At 33.7% G+C, this 3258-nt stretch carries 8 protein-coding genes; 6 read left to right on the top strand and 2 right to left on the bottom strand.

Annotated elements, in window-relative coordinates; translation table 11 throughout:
* Positions 1–117: 117 nt before the first annotated feature.
* On the top strand, positions 118–336 hold the full coding sequence (locus tag FJR38_RS28695) for a type II toxin-antitoxin system HicA family toxin (RefSeq protein WP_053538668.1): 219 nt from the start codon (positions 118–120) through the stop codon (positions 334–336).
* A 169-nt stretch (positions 337–505) separates the two neighbouring features.
* Here FJR38_RS28695 and FJR38_RS20635 read toward each other — a convergent pair whose 3' ends face one another.
* On the bottom strand, positions 506–802 hold the full coding sequence (locus FJR38_RS20635; protein ID WP_168539123.1) for a type II toxin-antitoxin system RelE/ParE family toxin: 297 nt from the start codon (positions 800–802) through the stop codon (positions 506–508).
* A gap of 8 nt (positions 803–810) precedes the next feature.
* Positions 811–1059 (bottom strand): addiction module protein, encoded by a 249-nt coding sequence (locus FJR38_RS20630; RefSeq protein WP_371418257.1) that lies wholly within the window; start codon positions 1057–1059, stop codon positions 811–813.
* A 162-nt stretch (positions 1060–1221) separates the two neighbouring features.
* Here FJR38_RS20630 and FJR38_RS20625 point away from each other — a divergent pair, with 162 nt between their 5' ends.
* From FJR38_RS20625 to FJR38_RS29405, 5 genes are all read left to right on the top strand, one after another.
* Entirely contained in the window at positions 1222–1485 is a 264-nt protein-coding gene (locus FJR38_RS20625; RefSeq protein ID WP_168539121.1) for a type II toxin-antitoxin system ParD family antitoxin, read from the top strand.
* Between the two features lie 60 nt (positions 1486–1545).
* Positions 1546–1866, top strand: a complete 321-nt coding sequence (locus FJR38_RS29100) for a DUF4258 domain-containing protein (protein ID WP_217360041.1) — start codon at positions 1546–1548, stop codon at positions 1864–1866.
* Position 1867: 1 nt separating this feature from the next.
* Positions 1868–2074, top strand: a complete 207-nt coding sequence (locus tag FJR38_RS20615; protein ID WP_168491958.1) for a YgiT-type zinc finger protein — start codon at positions 1868–1870, stop codon at positions 2072–2074.
* A 246-nt stretch (positions 2075–2320) separates the two neighbouring features.
* Complete coding sequence (locus tag FJR38_RS20610) at positions 2321–2557, top strand: hypothetical protein (RefSeq protein WP_168539119.1); 237 nt, start codon at positions 2321–2323, stop codon at positions 2555–2557.
* 25 nt (positions 2558–2582) lie between these two features.
* Positions 2583–2960: a PIN domain-containing protein gene (locus FJR38_RS29405; RefSeq protein WP_168539309.1), complete on the top strand. Its 378-nt coding sequence runs from the start codon at positions 2583–2585 to the stop codon at positions 2958–2960.
* Positions 2961–3258 lie beyond the last annotated feature (298 nt).

Raw genomic sequence — 3258 nt, 5'->3', positions numbered from 1 at the left:
AAAGCAATTGAAAATATCAAAGATGCTATCAAAGGCTATCTTCACGTATTAGAAAAACATGGTAAACCATAAGTAACTAAAGAGTCTCAATCTTTTGTAGAAGAAGTATTATTATAAATAGGACGCTTATCAAATATTTCCGGTAAACAAACAGTCAAAATATTTGAAAAATTTGGCTATGCTGTAGATCATCAAACCGGAAGTCATATCATACTTTGGCACGAATCAAAACCCATTTTATCAGTTCCCAATCATAAAGAACTAGCACCAGGTTTACTCAGAAGTTTAATTAGACAAGCAGGAATTACCGTAGATGAATTTTTAGGAAATAAGTAATACTCTCGGTGGGTTAGCAACAACATAACCCACCATTAATAACTCTGTATCTGTTCACATCATCTCACCCAACCATCACCAGCTATCATGTAAATAAGAGAAGACAATAGAACCATGACAGATACACCTGGAAATATTCACCTCACATGATTATCACCCGAACTAAATCTTATAAACGCCTTTCCCATTGTTGCGGGTCACGTTTAACATGAAAACAACCAATAATAGAAATTGTTTCATCTATAATAATGTAAAGCAATCCATAGGGAAACTTCCGAATTAACTTTTTTCTAACTTGTTCATGAACAACTGGACAAGCAAAAGGATTACGTTGAATAGTTGAAAAACTAGCATCAACAACACGAATAAATTCAGAACCTAATCCAACAGTATGCTGTTCATACCAATTATAAGCATCTTCTAAATCAAGTTCTGCTTCTGGTGTAATGAAAATTTTGTAAGTCATATTATTAACTAACGATTAAATTTTTGTTTCACTTCCTCCCAGGTAGAAACTTGATGAGGATTTTGATAATACAGTTCTAAACGTCTCTCCAATTCATGTTTTTGAGCATCACTAATAGTTACATTATCAGCATCTACAGTGATACTATCCCAAATATCTTGGACTAATTGGATTCTTTCGGCGATACTTAATTGTAAAATGTTTTGAGGTAGTAAGTTCTCCATAAATCTTCCCACTTGAGTAGACAATATTTTCATTTTAACTCATCATTAGCAAGTAGGTTAGGTTGAAACTAAATTTGGTGATTTTGAAAACTCATTGATTAATATTTACAATACTTTACAAATCATCACTGTTATCATGGCAGAAAATGACAAAATCTGCCATACTATAAAAAAGTAGATTTAGGAAATCACATTATGAAAAGTATGAATATTTCCTTACCTGACACCATGCGCGATTATATAGAACAACAGGTAGCGCAAGGTGGTTACAGCAGCGTTAGTGAATATTTTCGGGAATTAGTGCGACAAGACCAAAAACAAAGAGCAAACGAACGACTACAAACCATGCTCTTAGAAGGATTAAACTCAGGAAATGCAACAGAAATGACTGCTCAAGATTGGGAAGATATTCGTCAAGCAGTTCGTGAAAAAACTAACAAACGTCAAAGTGCAATTTAGCCATGATGTTTGCAATATAGTTTAAAATTACACTCTAGAAAAAATTATCTACAACTTAATGTGTCATTTGATAACATTCATGAACGTATAAAAGAAGCAGCAGCCAAACGCCTTCTATTTCTTCCTCACACCATTCGACAAATATCACGTCCAGAACGCATGATTACAACCAAAGAAATTCAGTCAATTGTGATGACAGGAGAAGTCATAGAAGACTATCCTGAAGATACAAGAGGTCATAGTTGTTTGATATTAGGCTTTGGACAAAATAACCGAGCAATTCACGTAGTTTGTTCACCCAAAGACGAATATTTAGCAATTATCACCGCTTACATTCCTGATTCAACACAATGGTCATCTGATTTCACAAGGAGAATTTAAAATGGAATGCTTATATTGTAAAGGACAAATGCACCGAGGAACAGCCCCATTTACCATTGATAGAAAAGGCTATCATATTTCTTGGGATGCAATTCCAGCATGGGTTTGTGATCAATGTGGTGAATCACTTTTTGAAACTCATGAAGTCGAATTAATTCAAGAAGCCCTCACCATTTTAGATCGAGAAACAGCCGATTTAGTAAGTTGATCATCACCTTAGTTAGTAGGTTGGGTTGACGCAAGAAAACCCAACAATACCCACTATTAATAACGCACTTATTATAACCCAAAACCCTGTATGTGTTCACATCATCTCACCTGATTTAGATCCCCGACTTCTAAGATTGATTATGGATATGATAGAAAAATCTTGAAAAGAAATCGGGGATCTTTGGTGCATAGTTTATAATAGGATCATACCGAAAAAATTATATAGGATTTAAGGTTATTCATAATGCTGCAAATTATCCAAGCAACCTGTACCAATGGTGAACTTATTTTAAATGAAAAACTAAGTTCTGAATTAGAAGGTAAAACCATACAAATTATGATTCTCGAACCCAGCGAATCTACACAACCAATAGATTTTCAAGAATCAAAAATACAGCAATTCTTAGCGCGAGTTAATCAATACTCCTTCCCACTTCCCCCAGACTACAAATTTAATCGAGAAGAAATTTATGATAGATAAAATTTTTCTCGATAGCAATCTCTAGATTTATCTCTATGCTAAAAATCCGCCAGAAAAATCCCAGCAAGTTGTAGAAATCATCAAACATAATTCTTCATCCCTGTTAGTTAGCACTCAGGTTTTAGGAGAATTATTTCATGTTTTAACTAGAAAGAAATTCGCATCAAAAACAGATGCTATTACAATCATATCAGATATAGTGAATACTTTTCCAGTTCAGGCAATTAACACAACGGAAGTTATACAAGCATTAGAAATCAATGCAAAATATAACTACTCTTATTGGGATAGTTTGATTATAGCTACAGCTTTATTAAGTCAATGTTCCATTATTTACTCAGAAGATATGCAACATAATCAACTAATAGAGAATAAAGTAAGAATTATCAATCCATTTGTTTGATTTCATATCTTTTTAATTCCTGTAGGGTGGCTTAACAACAATATAAGCCACCATTAAGAACCCTGTATCTGTTCACATCATCTCACCCAACCATCACCAACTATCATGTAAATAAGAGAAGACAATAGAACCATCACAGATACACCACCGAAAAATTCACCTCACCTGAGAATTATCACCCGAACAAAATCAAATCCTCGAACAACTAGCCAAGAAAATTAGATATATTAATAATCAGCACACAAATATACAAACCCCTCCTGTATGAAATTTCAAGTAATATTCACCTATGATTCAG

It is taken from the genome of Anabaena sp. UHCC 0253 (genome assembly GCF_009712085.1).
Classification (GTDB): domain Bacteria; phylum Cyanobacteriota; class Cyanobacteriia; order Cyanobacteriales; family Nostocaceae; genus Dolichospermum.
This window is presented reverse-complemented; position numbering and strand designations above follow the sequence as displayed.